The 16,370-nt window shown below is 27.0% G+C and carries 11 protein-coding genes and 2 pseudogenes; all 13 read right to left on the bottom strand.

The genetic code is table 11. The features are described from left to right. Nucleotides 1-147 precede the first annotated feature (147 nt). Nucleotides 148-801, bottom strand: a complete 654-nt coding sequence (locus tag ACUN06_RS07185) for a DUF6361 family protein (RefSeq protein ID WP_449389537.1) — start codon at nucleotides 799-801, stop codon at nucleotides 148-150. Nucleotides 802-958: 157 nt separating this feature from the next. Further along, nucleotides 959-2,730, bottom strand: a pseudogene (locus tag ACUN06_RS07190) (AAA family ATPase). Nucleotides 2,731-2,861: 131 nt separating this feature from the next. Continuing rightward, nucleotides 2,862-4,073 (bottom strand): Wadjet anti-phage system protein JetD domain-containing protein, encoded by a 1,212-nt coding sequence (locus tag ACUN06_RS07195; protein WP_449389538.1) that lies wholly within the window; start codon nucleotides 4,071-4,073, stop codon nucleotides 2,862-2,864. Continuing rightward, a complete protein-coding gene (locus ACUN06_RS07200; protein WP_449389539.1) occupies nucleotides 4,066-7,293 on the bottom strand; it encodes an ATP-binding protein in 3,228 nt (1,075 codons plus the stop codon). The genes ACUN06_RS07195 and ACUN06_RS07200 overlap by 8 nt, the downstream gene beginning before the upstream one ends. Next, nucleotides 7,262-7,876 carry a DUF4194 domain-containing protein gene (locus tag ACUN06_RS07205; protein ID WP_449389540.1) on the bottom strand — a complete coding sequence of 205 codons (615 nt, stop codon included), beginning with the start codon at nucleotides 7,874-7,876 and terminating at the stop codon, nucleotides 7,262-7,264. Before ACUN06_RS07205 ends, ACUN06_RS07200 begins: the two co-directional genes overlap by 32 nt. Before the next feature lie 2 nt (nucleotides 7,877-7,878). Continuing rightward, nucleotides 7,879-9,264 (bottom strand): Wadjet anti-phage system protein JetA family protein, encoded by a 1,386-nt coding sequence (locus tag ACUN06_RS07210; RefSeq protein WP_449389541.1) that lies wholly within the window; start codon nucleotides 9,262-9,264, stop codon nucleotides 7,879-7,881. Nucleotides 9,265-9,575: 311 nt separating this feature from the next. Further along, nucleotides 9,576-10,280: pseudogene (locus ACUN06_RS07215) on the bottom strand (transposase); the annotation flags it as partial. A gap of 30 nt (nucleotides 10,281-10,310) precedes the next feature. Further along, nucleotides 10,311-10,853 carry a transposase gene (locus ACUN06_RS07220; RefSeq protein WP_449389542.1) on the bottom strand — a complete coding sequence of 181 codons (543 nt, stop codon included), beginning with the start codon at nucleotides 10,851-10,853 and terminating at the stop codon, nucleotides 10,311-10,313. 681 nt (nucleotides 10,854-11,534) lie between these two features. Beyond that, entirely contained in the window at nucleotides 11,535-11,756 is a 222-nt protein-coding gene (locus tag ACUN06_RS07225; protein ID WP_449389543.1) for a YdbC family protein, read from the bottom strand. A gap of 4 nt (nucleotides 11,757-11,760) precedes the next feature. Beyond that, nucleotides 11,761-12,417: a hypothetical protein gene (locus ACUN06_RS07230; protein ID WP_449389544.1), complete on the bottom strand. Its 657-nt coding sequence runs from the start codon at nucleotides 12,415-12,417 to the stop codon at nucleotides 11,761-11,763. Nucleotides 12,418-12,479: 62 nt separating this feature from the next. Then, nucleotides 12,480-12,896, bottom strand: coding sequence for a M48 family metallopeptidase (locus ACUN06_RS07235; RefSeq protein ID WP_449390260.1), 417 nt, complete (start codon nucleotides 12,894-12,896; stop codon nucleotides 12,480-12,482). Further along, the gene (locus tag ACUN06_RS07240) at nucleotides 12,889-14,235 is read right to left on the bottom strand and encodes a 5-methylcytosine restriction system specificity protein McrC (RefSeq protein ID WP_302740562.1); all 1,347 of its coding nucleotides are present in this window, start codon (nucleotides 14,233-14,235) and stop codon (nucleotides 12,889-12,891) included. Before ACUN06_RS07240 ends, ACUN06_RS07235 begins: the two co-directional genes overlap by 8 nt. After that, nucleotides 14,210-16,294 (bottom strand): McrB family protein, encoded by a 2,085-nt coding sequence (locus ACUN06_RS07245; protein WP_449389545.1) that lies wholly within the window; start codon nucleotides 16,292-16,294, stop codon nucleotides 14,210-14,212. Before ACUN06_RS07245 ends, ACUN06_RS07240 begins: the two co-directional genes overlap by 26 nt. Nucleotides 16,295-16,370 lie beyond the last annotated feature (76 nt).

Here is a 16,370-nt window from a genome sequence, read left to right on the forward strand (position 1 = left end):
CTTAAGATAATATTATATCTGATATGAGCACCATGAATAACTTTTCCAAAGTTTAATGCTAAATCTAAATCGCTTCTAACTACTTCCGGTAACGTATTCTTAAATGTTAAATCATATATATCTTCATCCTCTAATGATATGTCTTTATTATTTATTATTTATTATATATGAATAAAGAGAATTTGGATAATATCTTGTGATTTTCTCCTTTAAGAATTCTGCTTCTTCTTTTGTTAATGATAATGTTAGATTCTCTTTCCAATTCTTTCTAAACTTTGTAATATTCCATCTTATCTCATCATTATCTAAATAATAACTATCCTTGTCATCACCTCCTTCAACATCGTGATTCTTATTAGTTTTAATTGAACTTATATATTGATTTCTAGAAATATTAAAAGGCATAATGTTATAAGTCCTAAGCCCGTTCCAATAAATTTCTGATGGCTTCCTCTTTAATGTTCCAATAGAATCTTTACCTATAATTCCTGTAGTATTTGATGGCTCATTTTTTATTAAAGCTTTAATAACATCTGTTTCAATATTATTAAGTCTTTTTAAATAATCCACTTTATTCTTAAAGTTTTTTTCAGCCTCAATCATACACCACGGCACAATAAAAAAGTACTTAGCTCTAGTTTGTATTGTAGATGTTCCTGGAAAAAGTATATCTGCTAATCTATCTCTTACAACACCTATACCAAGTTCATCAACTGCTCTATTTTCTTTCATAAGATCTATTACAGCCATAGCTTTTTCTCTATCTTTGCTACTAAAATCTATCCAGCCAACTTTAATCATCAAAATCCTCCTATCTATAATCTAATTGAACAACCTGCCAAATAACAATGCTTTCAATTGTTATTTGGTTGCTATATTTTTCCCACAAAACATATGATGTTAGCTACTAAAAAAGAGTTAACGCTTAATAGCCTAAACATTAACTCTAAAACTATTTTTAATCTTTTATTTTTATTAGACAATCCTTTTTATAGAAAGCTATCCCATATTTGAAAATATTCTTATAACCTTCACTTCTAAACTCCATATCATATTTTCTATATTCTATTTGTTTTATAGCTTCATCTGCTTTTTTTCTAAATCATCAATGTCATTTGCTATTTTGAACTCTACTACTATAGCAATTCCCCTTCTTGAAACTGACTTAATAAATAAATCACTTCTTCCAGTTCCACCTTGGCATGTACTACTTAGCGAAGTATTGAGCTTAGAGGTACAGCCCATCTCATCCTTACGATGAGATGCTACCTTATAATTAGATTTAACTATATATCCTTTCATATTCGAAAGGACACCTGCTAAAAATCCATGATAGAAATTTTCATATGCATCATTAAAACTTATTGTATCTAAAAGTAATTTATTTAATTCTATTTCAAACAATTCTACATCTTTATTTATTATAGCATTAAACATTTTTGTCATATCACAAAGTTTTATCTTTTCATTAAACCATTTAAGTATCTTATTTCTAAAAATATACTTTACTTCTAAGTTTGGTATTGCAAGCTCTACAAAGTTTTCTTGTGTATTTTCATCCATTCTTTCGCTTATCTTTTTGAAATATCCTGTAAAGAACATAAAGTTCCATAAGTTATCTAAATTATCATAAACATCGTCATAGGTTATATCTTCATGTACTGGTTTTTCTATAGTTTTTCCTTCTATTAAAGCCTCTATTTCGCCTTTTGTTATATCATCTGCTCTTTCTATAAGACTTTTTACTATACTGTTTGAACTTGTATTTGCCCAATATGATTTAGGTAATCTATTTATATTAGCCTTTAAGTCGTCAACATATTGCATTACACTCCAAGGATTATATACATTTGTTTCTCCAAATATATATCCATTGAACCACTGCTTTATAGTTTCATACTTTTGTTGTATATTATAATCTTCGCAAATCTTTATAACCTCATCATCTGTAAATCCAAAATGCTCTGCATATCTATCATCTAAAATAGAAATAATTTTTAAGTTATTTAATCCGGTGAAAATACTTTCTTTTGAGATACGTAAGCAACCTGTAATTACTGAAAACTCTAATGATGAATTTGTTTTTAATGCAGATTCAAATAATGCTCTTATAAAACCTATCATTTCTTTATAAAATCCCTCAAAAAATGCATTTTCTAGAGGTACATCATATTCATCTATTAAGATAATTACTTTTTCATTGTGGTATTTATTTAAGCAATCGCTTAGAAATTTTAGTGATGTGATATATAATGACATATCATTATCATTGTTTACAATTTTCATAAAATGTTCTTTTTCAGTTTTTAATAAGTCATTTTCTATTATATATTTATGCCTTTTAAATTAATTTGAAATTTCTTCCCTAATACATTGAAATGCTAAGTCCAAACTTCCTTGCTTTGCCGATTTAAGGGAAAGATTAATTACAGGATACTTCCCAATATACTTAGTATATTTTTCACTTTCTCCCTTAATATTTAATCCTTCAAAAAGATAAGAGTTATCTATTTTCTCTCCAGTAAACTCATTTCTTCTATCTTCAAAATAATATTGAAGCATACTCATATTCAATGTTTTACCAAACCTTCTTGGTCTAGTAAATAAATTTACTGCAGCTTTATTATCTAATAAATCCTTTATAAGAAGAGTTTTATCTACAAAATAATATCCTCTTGTTATTAACATTTCAAAATTATCTATTCCTATTGGAAGTGGTTTTTGCTCCATTTTGCCTTACCTCCACTTTCTTTCTTACCTTTTATTATATCCTAACTTTAATGTTGATTAAACAATAAGTTGAAATTATTTGGACTGTTATTTAAAATGTAATTCAATGGAATAGCGAGTAACCCTTATCTTTAAAAACTTATGATTTCTTGTTCTAATTTTATACCTTCACTTAACATATATTGAATAAGATCATAAAATTCCATATACATGCTGCTCTCTAACATATCTTTCAATGCTTTTATATCATTATTAGTTAATGATTTACAGTACTTTTGATTTGTTATTAGAGTTTCTTTATTCATCATCAAAGGTTTAATATCAATACCGGTCTTAGTTCTTAAGTGATTTAATATTCTTAGTCCACCAACATCTATATCTCCAAAGTGATAAAACTCTGATAAATTGTTATATATTTTATAAAGTGATTTCAACAAATTTCTTCTTGCTTCATTGTGATAACCACCTAAATATATAATTATAGCTTCTTCTGCATTAAATCTGTTAAAGCTTGTAAGATTTTCTATGGTTATAATCTTTGATACTTTATCACAAGGTATAAATTGTAGTTCATTCAAATCTAAACTGCTTATTCCGATTCCATTTGTAAAGGCTTCTAAGTTTACAGTATTACCTCTTATAGAAAATTCTCCTATTCCTTTAATTGTTATAAATGATGGATTTTTTAGTATATTAAATTCTGAGAATAAATCTTCTACAGACATATACTCCTCTTTTTCCTCACTAAAATCTATTATTATTTTCTTTATTTTCTTTTCTAGTGATTCTAACCTTTTGGAATCATTGTACAACTTTACTGATAGTTCTCTTAGGAATATTTCCTCTTTGTTGCTCATTACAGCTTCTACACCAATCAACAGCCATTCTACTTCTTCTAGATTTTCATCATTGATATATTGCTTTATTCCTTTGTTCTCATTTAACCGTGAATTTATATACTGTGCAAACCTCATTAATGTTTCATGTTTATCTTGATATTTAAAAAGCAAATCTAAAAGATTATTACTCTTTTCTTGCTTTTTTACCCTTTTTAAATAGTTATAAACACTATCTGCATTCTCTTTTACAAGCTCTACACTATTTATAAGATGCCCTATTTTATTTTTCCATGAAATTCTTATTAAGTTCCTATCCTGTAAAGCTTCACAGGTATCATTTATTATATAGAAATAATCTCCATCATCTTTGAAATAATCTGGCAATGTAGTTTTTAAAAACTTAAATTGTATTGTTTGATTTACTTTATTTAATCCAATATAACTTAATGAGTTTTCATATTTATCTAATAATGTATTTAGTATTATATTTTCATACTTATTCATTAATTTCAAACCTCTCTACATAACTGTATTTACCATCCTTTAATACTAATAAGTTAGTATTAACCTTTGGACCTATATATTGAATTTTTTCTGGAGGTGCTGCTATTATAATTTGTAATGGTAAATTGGTTAGGAATTTTAAAATACCATTTATTCTTTCATCATCCATTTTGTCAAAGGCTTCATCAAACATTATTATTCCAATACTATTTGTTGCAGTTTCTTTATATAGTTGCACAAAGGATGCAGCGATTGTTACATAGAAAGGTGTTTGAGTTTCTCCACCACTCTTTTCTTTACTAACCTTTGAATATAATGTTTTGCTTCCATCTGCATGCTTAACTAAAATATCATAATCCATATACGTTCTATAATCTGTAAACTCCTCTAAAGCTTTAAAGCTTTCCTCTTCATCAATTGTTAGTCTTTCAAAAAGCTCATTTATTACTTCTTGGTGCTTATTATTAAACTCACCACTTAGAAGTGAGAAACCTTCAAGCATATTTAAGTCATCCATAATCATTTTATAGTATTTGCTATACTTTTTGCTTTCACTATATTTAAATTCATATGATTCATTCCCAAATTCAACATTTTTCAAAGCTCTATTTAAGCTTTTAAACTCATCTTGTGCTGTTATTATATTCTCTTTTATTTTTGATAAGAATTGCTCTTTAAATTCTAGCTCCGCATTTTGCTTAGCTTTTTGAACCTTTTCTTCATAATCAAGAACTTCTGATTTTACTAACTTATCATACTCTTCTATAAATTCCTTAGCACCATCAATACTTGCTTCTCCACCAAAGTCATGCTCAGATTTATAATTAAACATTTTTTGTTGCATATCCTTTGTAATATTATCAATACGGGTTGTAAACCTATCTTTTGCTTGAGATGTGTCTTCTAAAGCTTTGTATAATGACTTATTAGCAATTATCTTTTCACATTCCTTTTCTGGATCACTTAAAATATTAGTCATTTGATTTCTTATTTCTAAAGTGTCTCTTTTACATTTCTCTAATTCACATATAGCATAATCGAATTTTATTTTTGTATTTTTAATTGTACTTTCTTCTGCTCCAATATTTTGATACACAGTTCTTTCTTTAATTTCTAAATCTTTGATTGTTTCTTCTAAAGAGTTTATTAAAAGTTGTTTTTTTATAAATGAATTATTTTTTGTGTATGCAACCTTATCATTTTCTAACGCTTTTAATTTATCTACTGATTTTATATACTTTAGTACTATATCTAAATTATGCTTTATAAATACAATAGCTTCATTTTCTAATAATTTTATGCTATTCTCGTATCCATCTATTTGTGTCTCGATATCCTTAAGTTCCTCTTCAACCTCAATTAAATCTTTCTTTGCTTGAACAAGTTGAATCTTATAGGCATCCTCACCAATGTATGGCTTTTTATAAATTTCAGGATTAATCGCTCTAACTACATTATTTTGATATAACATACAATCCTTTGTAATAGAACATTTATGTTTTTTTAATTCTTCACCTTTTTCACATAAAATAACTTTATTTAAAAGCTTATTTACAAACCTTCTAGCCCAAATACTTTTAGAAGTAACCATTGTCGCTAAAGAATTTTCCTTTGGATTATCAAACTCCTCTAAGCCACCTGTGTTAATTAAACCTATAGAGTGAATATTATATTCCTTCTTTGCTTTCTCATAAGCCTTCTGTGCTAAATCAAAATCCTCTGGTGCAACTAAAATATAAAATCTTTGTGTATTTAAATATCCTTCAACTGCATTTTTCCATGCTTCATCTGTTATTGTTAACATTTCACAAAGTATCTTTGGCTCTACAGTTTTTGATGCTCTTTTGAAAGTACTTTGAATCTCATCAATTAACTTTATTACCTTAGCATCATAATCCAGCTTTTTCTTTTCTAAATCTGTTATTTTTTTATAAAGTACTTTTTTATCTTCTTGTTTCTTTTCTTTTTCTATTTCAGCTCTTGTTTTTTCACTAAGATAATTGGATTTTAATCCATCTCTAACTTTTATAAAAGAATCTATTTCTATTTCCAAACCTTCTTTTAAACCAACCTTAGAATACTCTTCTAATTTATTTGATAACTCTTCTACTTCATCTAGTTCTATGTTACTAGCTTTTATCTCATTTATATTTTTAATAACCTTTTTAAGCTCATCGTCAAACTTATTTTTGGTAAATTTTATTTCTTTTAATTCAACCTTTAAATTTGCTATACTTTCTTCAACTCTTGTTAAGGCTATATAATCCTTATTATTTATTAGTTCATTCTCTAAAATACTTTTAGTTTTTCTTTGATTAATAATTTCAGAGGTTAGTTCAATAATTCTTTTCTCTAAATCCTCTTTAGCTAACTCTGCTTTTTTTATACTTCTTTCTAAACCTGAAATTTCTTCTTCCTTTATTAATTCTTCTATTCTACTTTTGTAATACTTATATTTTCGTACATTAATTTTATTTTTAACTATTTCCTCATAATCATTATTAATAGCTTCTAGCTTTGACATTTTAATCTTTATTGTTTTTAAAACTTGCTCAAATTCTTGATACGCCCTAACATTATTTTTTAGCTCATCTATCCTTACTTCTTTTTTATCTAATACATATGAATAAACAAACTCCTTAATATCATCTATAGGTTTAAATGCAATAGCCTTTGGTATAAGTTCAAAAAACTTATCATTTACATTACCAAAAACAAGTCTAAAGTTTCGTTTAGCTTCTGCCATACTGCTAAATGACTTTATATTATTTTTTCTTTTAAACTCATCAATTGATTTTGGTGCTTTACCATTCATAAATATTTCATCATCTATAGTAGAGTTATTGATTCTGTACCATATTGTTTTTTCATTAACATCTGATGATGAATCTATAACAGCTCCGATGATAAAACTTTTATTTTTGTCTTCATCTAAAAACTCTAGTGCAATATGTGATGTAATAAATCCTGTTCTCTCAAATGGTTTATCTTCTTTTCCTGTTTTATATCTAACATATCCAACTAAATTTCTTTTACTCTTTTCATTTGCAGCTTTGTTAAAGTGACTTTTTGAGCATGTTAAAACAAGCTGAATTGCATCTAGTATTGTTGATTTACCTGCTCCATTTTCTCCTGACAATAACACAGAATTATGTATTTTTATAGTTTCATTTACAAACCTATGCCAATTAATCAGCTTGATTTTCTTCAGCTTCTTCACTATTCTCATCCCCTTTTTTATAATTCTTAAGCTTATTATAAACTTCTCTTATATCATCAACTCTAATAGCCATTAAAATTGTAGGATGAATTATAATCCTTGTATCTTCCATTGTTAAATCAGAATCTAAATTTGTTACTATATTGAATCTCTTAAGCATTCTTAACGTATTATTTAATACAACCTTATCTATAAGTTTATCTCTTATTTTTAAAGTTATAATTTTCTCTTGAATATCACCAATATTAATTACAACATCATTAGCTAGCGATATTTCTCTTATTTTTTCATCATATATTGCTCTAAGAATTAAAATAACTATAGATTCCCATATTGTAAATCTTGTTCTGTTATTGTTTAAAAGGTTTACTAGTTGAATACATTTATACTCTTCATTAATTTCAAGGCTAAATCCTAATGGGCTAAAATATTCTGAAATTATATTTTTGTTTCTTAATATAAAATAGTAGTCATTTCTATTTGATTCTATCTTCCCACATATAAAGCAATTACTTAATAATTTATTGCTAACCTTTTTAAATTGCTCTTTATCTCGTGTATTTAAATTATTGTATAAATCCAAAGTTATTTCCTCCATATCTCAAAATCATTAAATTTAGCTCCATGAACTATTACTTGTCTTTCTAAAGGCTTTATCTTGTACTTAGAGCTATCTCTATTTCCATATAACCTAATGTAAATTAACTTAATAAAATCTGTCTCTTCTTTTAAATCTAATTTAGATGCAACAATAACATCTTTCTCACCTAAGAGTTTTAAAACCTCTTTTTCAATATTTTTAGCATTCATTGAAGAATTCATTTTTTCCTTAATTTTTTTCATTTTTTCTTCTCTTTCTTTAATATCAATTTCTATAATTTCAATAGAATCTGCTTTAAAATCCCTTTTGCCTTCAAAAGGAGCCTTTAAGGATTCGTTATCTACAAAGCCTTGATTAAATACCTTAAATAATTCATCAATTATTTCAATCTCATATATAGCTTTTAGATTAGTATCCTCCTGAATAACTTCATCTGTTACATATTGAAGTATTGACTTTATTTGTCCTGTTAAATCCTCTGTATTTGATAGTAAAAATTTCGCTCTATTTAATGCTGATTTTTGATATTGAGAATTTTTTTTGTTTATATCTTCAATAATTAAGTCTATATCGTTAAAGATATTTATTACATTTTGAATATAATCTCTTGTTTTTTCTATTGCAGCTTGAAGTTCAATTTCCTCTCTATTTCCTATATCTTCTGCTGCTTCATTTATGTAATCTGAATTATTAAGAAAGTCCTTAAGATATTCAATAATCTTTGGTCTATACCTTGATACATTGTCAGAAGTTATTAGTCTATGGTACGCCTTATCTACTATATTTGATCTATAATCATCTAACAATGCCGACATTATTTCTTTAACTGTTTTATGTTTAGTAAGTTCATTAATATACTTTTTAATATTAGCGTTTAAGCTTTTTAATCCAACAATTAACTTATCAGTATTTTCATATACTTGAGTAATCATAATACCTTTATTTATATTAACGCTTCTAATTAATGTATAGATAGTAGAAATATATCCTTCATATTCTAATTTTTTATTATTAACTAAATTATCTAAAGTTTTTATAATTTCAATAGCATAGTCTTGTAAACTTATAATTTGCTCATAATTCTTTGTTTGCTCTTGGTCTACCCATCCATATTCATATAACTTTCTAAGTATGAGACCTGCTTTATCTCTACTACTTTTTATATTTTTAATATCATCTTCATCTACAAGTTCTTCTTGATGTTCATTAAAATAATCCATCAAACAATCTATAATTAAATCTCTTTCTATACCAAAAGCTAACTGGCTATTCATAAGTTTATATATTAGAAAAATACAATCTGCATAAACTTTTTTATTTGGTGATGCTAATGGTGAAAAAAATTTATCTGGTATAACATTATATATCAAAGTTTTACTCCTTTTACCTTTTTTATATATATTGTATAATATTTCTTGGTACTTAGCAATTTTTATGCAAAAAAAGGAGGTTGCAAGCATTTAAAATGGACCCTATATAGTAGACACTCAAAAAAAGAGTATCTATATAGAGTCTTTTTTTTGTACAATTAGAGATGAGCATAATTGATCTTTTAAAAAGTGAATATTAATTAGAGATGAAAAAATAGGAAAATTAGGATTATTAGTAATAAAGTGACCTAAAAAAGGGCAGACTATCCCTATGAGGATAATAAAATGTAAAATATTAGGTTGTTAAAGAGTTAACTAGCTCGTTTAAGCTTGCTTAGAGAACAAATCTTATCTTCCTTTTTATTAACAATTGCAGCAATAGCAACTGTTAAAAGGCATATGTGACCTAAGGTATTTAGGTTAGATATGGAAGAAATATTTCTAACAGAGGCATTTTCAAGATTAAGATTCTTAAATCGTGAATTGTAGCGTTCTGATTCAGTTCTCTTTGAATAGTATAGTTTAAAATAATCTGATGTATCATCGACAGTTGATCTATAGTCTGTACTGATAGATTTATATTTTATACATCCTCTATTTTTATGACCATTATTATATTTAGGGTGATTACAAGGGCATTTAGAATCATCTTTTGATGTTCTAAATGGACAACAAAATTTTTGTTTTATTGAACCTTTTAGGTATTGCTTACCGTCTTTATGCATTGCTAAACCTGCTTCGCATAGCGGGTTACCGCAAGAAATAGTTTCAACAGTTTTGCTGTTACGTTTATTTTTAGCAATAAAAGCTTCAGAATGTAAAACATCTTTTATGTAATTATAGTTTGCTTTAGAATCAAAACCTTTATCAGCGAGAATTTTGGAATTTTTTAAGCTAAACCAAGAATTTATTTTATCTAAAAAATTAATTAGACTTGAAACATCAGCTTTTTCGCCTGTAAGAGTTACTTCATAAATTGGCAATCCTGATTTTGCATCACACATTATTAAATTTTTATAACCCCAATAAAAAGTATAATTCTTTTTTTAATCTTCATTATTTGCAGTGTGGACTCCTAATTTACAGTCCTTATCTGATTTAGGATGTTTTTCATTAGAAAATTTATTTTTAGAAAAACATTTTGGATTATTATACTTTGTATTTGCTTTTATAGGGGTTGAATCTACAGATACTATTGAGTTATCTATGGCATCTAATTTTATAAGTTCATTTACTTGTGATTTCATTATTTCCTTTAGTAAATTATTATCAATATCATGAATAAAACGTTGGTAAACGCTATAAGAAGGTAATGGTTTAGTAATGTCAAATCCGCATAATTGAGCAATTTTTAAATTAGTATTTAAAAAATCACAAAGTAGAGTTATTTCTCTAAAATGTTCACAGTTCATAACAACAAACGCTCTAGTAAGAGCGTGACGTGAATAGCCTTTTGGTCCACGTTTTGATTCAATAAATTCAGGTATAAATGATAAATCTAAATTATCAAATATGTTTTCGTAAAAATTAATTGTTGATTGTGAAGTAAATAGATTAACTATGTTAAATATCTCTTGTCTTGTTATCATTTTTTTAACCTCCGTTAGTGCAACTAATTAGTTTATGTATATGCTATTAGTTTTATCCAAAGGATCAAAAATGATACTGAAAAATTTGAGTGATATAAAAAATCTTGGCCATAAAGGCTTTGATATATAAGGGTTAAGAAATATGAGTAACCCTATGTACAATAAATTAATGAGTTGATTAAAATACAAAAATCCTGATATGTTAATCGTAAATCACTTACTAACTCACACTCTTTTAGTTTATTACTTAACTCTTTTTCTATATCTATCAACGTTAGATTTTCTAACATTTATACACTCCCCCTTTTAAAAATGAAGTAATATTTTTAAAAGCATAATTTAAATAGTGCAATCCTTTTTTTATTAGCAAACTCCTCTTCAAGATCTAAAACAATTTCTTTTTCTTTTATCTCAATAATTTAAAATCGTCTAAACTTCTAATATTTCTTCATAAGTAATTTGATTTTCATAATCTTTAAATTCAAACTCAATATCTTCTATTTTTTGTTCATTGTTATTAATCCCCGCACTCTAACATCTTCCTACTATAATAGCCAATAATTAAATTTTACCTATATTTTCATTTTTTTCAAATATTAACTTTTTATGTTTATACTATTAGTGCTCAAATAAAAAAGATAGATAATTTACACATAATTGTAAATTACCTACCTTTACACTCTATATATCTATACTATTCAGCAACTCTTTTAATGCTTTTAATTCATTATTACTTAATGTAACACCTTTACCCATCTTCTCATGATCTGGTGCCCATTCTCTTAAATCATATTTAGCGTCTTTTCCATTCCAACTAATAAGATTTAACTCTTTTTTCCAGCCTTTAGCTGACTCAGCTATAACACCAACTGTTTCTTTTATTTCATATTTTATATCCGCCATAATTTTATATCTCTATACCTCCAATTCCTTCTACTAAAAGCATTGCCTTTAATATTGAAATTAATAAATCATAAAAAATATCCTTATCCTTATTATCATCAAATAAATCCTTTAATGATATCTTTGATATAACTATCCACTCTTTACCTTCATATTTTAATATTTCACTATTAAACTCTTCTACAAATCTTTCTCTTCTCTTTTCCTTTTTAGCTCTATCCTTACCTAAACCTCTATATAATCTAACCAAAGCTCCATTACCAGCTAAATTGGATATATTTTTTACAATATAAAGATTTTCTTTATCTTTAATAGCTTGAGATAATTCTAATTGAAAACTATAGTCATTGGATTTAGATGAACCCACTGTAATGTGGGTGTTATTCAATCTTGTTTTATATCCCCACTTTCCAAAATTTACAAAAACTTCATACAATTTATTTTTATATTCTAAAACATTATACTTATTATGATTGTCCATTAAGTAAAATTCATTCATGTTATATCCATAATGTTCTGATTTATAGCTCTCTGTAATATTAAAAGCATTAATTTTATATTTACCATTTAATACTTCTATATTAATATCTTCTTTTAATCCAGTTTCATTTAATATCTGCTTAATTCTATTTGCTTCATTTTGTGTTATTAATTCATACATATCTCTCATCCCTTAATGTAAATCTAATATATTCTTCTATTTATTTTTTATTTATATAATATTTAATTTATTGACTCTAACTTATTTTTTCTCCACTCCCAGTTAGGCATATGAACACTCATATAATCCCAGAACTGTTTACTATGATTAGGATACTTTAAGTGTGCCAACTCATGAAGTATTACATATTCAATACAATAACGTGGCTTTTTAATTAACTCTAAATTTAGATTAATATTTTTTCTTTCAACATTACAGCTACCCCATCTTGTTTGCATTGTTATAACTCTAATATTATTGACCTCTTCTTTTACTATCTGTTCATATTCATGTACTAATTCTGCAAACTTCTTTTTTGCTTTCTCTTGATACCATTTTTTAAGTAATTCTTTTTTCTTGTTAGTATTATTTTTATCCTTAACATAAATTTCAATATAGCCTCTATATAGCCTTATGTACTCTTCATTAGATTCAATTATCCTTTATATCACAACTGTATATTTTTAACTGATTGATAAAGGCTACCTCACTAGTCTTTATCTTATGCTTAAATTCATCGTAGTCTTTTGCATCAGTTGGTATTTTCAATCCACATTTAATTATTTGAATGTCAGTTCTTGGTTCTACATTATCTTCATATGTCAATCCACGATTCATTTTTAATAATTGATTTTCTACTTTACCATTTTCGGGATACAAGTATAAACCTTTCTTAGCATCAAACCTAAACATGTAGGCTAATACTTGAAGATAATCCTTATTTCCAATGTTACCCAATGGTTTATACTTAGCATCAGCAATTATCCGATTGGTAGCATTTCTACTAATAAAGTCAGGATAAATAAGTCCAATATTACCATCAAATAATCTCTGTGCTCCTTTTCTACCTTTGTTCATTGGATGATAAAAGTTATTCCCAATCAATGTATTGATATATTCTTCCCATAGCCATGAACCATCAAAGAGAATACCATGAATTTTAGTCATCCCTGAACCAATTTGATGCTTCTCTTGTTGTAAAATCATTATACATAAACGTTGTAAATTCCTATACTCATGATAATACGCATGACTAATAGGTTTCTTCTTGTTTTTAATTATGATTTTCCTTCTATCATAATACTCATAATTATTTGTTGCTTGAATTACCACTGAAACTTCATCTTTAGCTTTTCGTAACACATTATTTCCATATGGCCTCTTCTTAATGAACTCAATAGTATGTCTGATTAATTCCATTATAGAGTTATCGTAAGAAAATTCTCGTTGGTTATATGCAATTTTGCCAGTAAAAGGGGTATTATCTCTAATATGACGAGCAATATCAACTGTTCCTTTAACGTTCCCATCATTATATTGACTCCGTATATATGTTTTAAATAAGCCTTTCCTCATCGCTATTTTTAAGTAATATGGAAATAGAAATAACAACAAATTAAACAATCGGTTATCTTGGTTAGCATCCGTATTTAAATCTAAAACATTAGGTATCTCCAATACATTTTCAATTAGATATTGAAAGAAATAATCGTTTTCCACAGTTGAAAAGCGTGATTTAATTATAAGACGTTCCTTGCCATATCCTAAAAACCCCATAACATTACTTGAACGATAACAATCATTAACACTTTGTAAAATTATCTGTTCTTTAGTGATATCCTCAGCATCTTTTAAAAGTTCAGGAAAAACAAATACTCCTTCTTTTTCAAGCTGGCCAAGTGTCTTATCTAAAACTTTTTTTGTTATTAGCCTTACTTCATCAAAATCATATTTACTAATAGTTGTATTGTCTTTAATCTTGAATTCCGTCATTGCCATCACCTACTCTAGGTAGTACATTCTCATAAGCCTTTTCAAATTTTTTCATAATGATATCTTCGTCATACATACCTCTCACATAATCTTGAAGTAAAGGTTGAAGGTAATCAGTCCACAGCTGGTCAAAACTTAAAGTTTTTAATTTTAAGAAATATGCTCCTCCAATATGGTAGTTTTCATTGAGATCTTCAACTTTTGATATTTCACTATTTAGAGCAGTCATACGACGAATTGCTTCTTCTTTTTTTTCCCCTAAAGCATCCAACATTTCCAAACGTTCGTCAGCTTTAATTTCAATAAATCTAAAACGACGACGCATAGCAAAGTCAAAACTATCAACAGATCGGTCAATATCATTCATTGTGCCGATGATATAAACATTATCTGGAATAAAGAATTTTTCATCAGGATCTTCATGTAAGTTTGCATATTGAGTGGATACTTCACCAGCTAGTCCACGATATCCAGGATCTATAGAGAAAAATAACTCACCAAATATTTTAGAAATTTCACCACGATTAATTTCATCAATTATAAAAATGTACTTTTTTAATTGTTCTTGCTTAGTTACTGTCTTTGATATTGTTGTTTTCTTTGCTTTGATTGCATTAAAAATGGCTAAATTATACGAGTATCCTTGAGTAGCATTATTCTTTCCAAAGAATTTGGTAACATCTTTTACTTGTGTAAATTCTTGTCCTGACTCTAACATTTCTCTTAATTCTTTAATATTTAAACTCAGCTTATTTGATACATTATTTTCAGGAATTGAAATGTTGATGTGTTTATCATCAACACTAGTAATATAAAATTTAGTGCCACGGGCAATTTTTAGTTCATCCACTCCAAATTCAAGTTCTGAAAAATAATCTGTCATTATTGCTTGAACTGATGCTTCTTTCTCAATAACTTCTTCAGATTTTTGAGAATCATAAAAGTTTTTCTTTGCCCTTGCTACAAATTTTTTAAATATGCCATCTCGAAGTTCGAACCCCATAGAGCCATCATCATTTGCTTTAGGCCTTAAACCTTCTACAAAATCAGAGTAATCGTAACTCGGATGGAACTGAACAAATTCAATTTGCTTTTTTTGTTCATCGGTAAGTAACGTATAATTATCAAAGTAGCCATTACTAATGATATCAGCAGCAATCTCTTTTGCTAAATATGATTTACCCGTCCCTGGTGCTCCACGTAAAATAATATTCTTAGATTCTATTAATTGATTAGAATATGGATTCATATAACCATTAGACTCTATTACATCATCTTTATCTGTCAATTTTTCATTTACAAGTTGATCAACTTCTTTTTTATCTTTTTCACGATACGTAAGAACAAATTGATCGCCTTCTTTCCCAAAACGCTTTAAGCATTCTTTAACAAATATAATAGTTGAAAAGATATTCCAACAATAACTAACAAGTAGTTTTTCATCCCCATACTTATATCTGAAATATTCAATTGAATTTCTATATTTCTTGAATTCTTCAACGCTAGAAAAAATCCCTCGAATTAATTCAGACTCTGGAGTATATTGACAAATAGGAAAGTTTACTTTTTCCTCTTCAGATAAAGCTACTAGAGACTCTTCAAAAATCTGACAAGCCAATCGTGGCATTGTTTGATTAGAGCTCTTTTTTTCACCTTTAGTGTACTTTCGCCTAATTATATCACCTGAAGAATTCTTAAAATATGTATCTAGTGGTTTATAGTTATCTCCAAGTCCAAGATTGTCCATTGTAAAACGTTCATCACTTGATATAACTTCATTAGCAGTAATTATTAATGTAAACTTTTCTTGTCTTGTTTCTATCACAAAATCCAATCCCATTAATATATTCCTAGCTTCTATATCATTAAATTCTTCATTTGAAATATCTACGTTATTAACCAGATGATTTGCCACAGAAATTACATATTTAGCTGGGTACTTTTTGCCTGAATCAAAAGCAAATTCATATTTTGCACTTTTATTTTTATCTGGAATACCATTCTTATCAATATATTTAACTGCATCAAGTATATTCTGTTTCGTAAAATTATTTGAATTAGCCATGTTTATACCGCCCTTAATTTGTTTTATCTAAAAATTAGTAAATATATTATATCACATATTAAGGTTACTTAAACAA

Source organism: Clostridium sp. ETTB3 (assembly GCF_053571985.1).

Excerpts from the sequence above, each read along its gene's own strand:
- ACUN06_RS07185 (WP_449389537.1), bottom strand. The coding sequence starts at position 801 with ATGATTAAAGTTGGCTGGATAGATTTTAGTAGCAAAGATAGAGAAAAA.
- ACUN06_RS07195 (WP_449389538.1), bottom strand. The coding sequence starts at position 4,073 with ATGAATAAGTATGAAAATATAATACTAAATACATTATTAGATAAATAT.
- ACUN06_RS07220 (WP_449389542.1), bottom strand. The coding sequence starts at position 10,853 with ATGATAACAAGACAAGAGATATTTAACATAGTTAATCTATTTACTTCA.
- ACUN06_RS07225 (WP_449389543.1), bottom strand. The coding sequence starts at position 11,756 with ATGGCGGATATAAAATATGAAATAAAAGAAACAGTTGGTGTTATAGCT.
- ACUN06_RS07230 (WP_449389544.1), bottom strand. The coding sequence starts at position 12,417 with ATGTATGAATTAATAACACAAAATGAAGCAAATAGAATTAAGCAGATA.
- ACUN06_RS07240 (WP_302740562.1), bottom strand. The coding sequence starts at position 14,235 with ATGGCAATGACGGAATTCAAGATTAAAGACAATACAACTATTAGTAAA.
- ACUN06_RS07245 (WP_449389545.1), bottom strand. The coding sequence starts at position 16,294 with ATGGCTAATTCAAATAATTTTACGAAACAGAATATACTTGATGCAGTT.